Genomic DNA, 377 nt, shown 5'->3' on the forward strand with positions numbered 1-377 from the left:
CTGCGAAATTGAAGTCCCGGGGCGTCTCGCTCGCGGCGTCGATGACGATATCGCCATGCTCGTCGAGAACGACCAACGAGCCGATATGGCGCGACGCGCCGGCCCGCTCGAAAATCAGTTCACGGCGCAGCGTGGCGGGAAGCGCGTCAACATCGGCGCGCGCGAGCAGCGTCACCACGGCGTCGAGCGACGCCTCGTAAAGCTGGAAATTCAACTCCAGATCGCGCTCCATCACCTCGACGATGTTGCGCTGGTTGTCGGCCGCACGAGCGAGCACCAGCAGGCGCCCCTCGTAGAGCAAAAGCCACGGCCACCCCCATGACCATCACGGAGATTCCAACACCGCTCCAGACGATCAAATGTTGGCGTTCGGAATA

General features: G+C 62.9%; 1 pseudogene. It reads right to left on the reverse strand.

The features are described 5' to 3' along the window. Positions 1 to 301, reverse strand: a pseudogene (locus CDV44_RS27540) (diguanylate cyclase); the annotation flags it as partial. Positions 302 to 377: the final 76 nt, after the last annotated feature.

Source organism: Pandoraea sp. PE-S2R-1 (genome assembly GCF_002179865.1).
Lineage (GTDB): Bacteria > Pseudomonadota > Gammaproteobacteria > Burkholderiales > Burkholderiaceae > Pandoraea.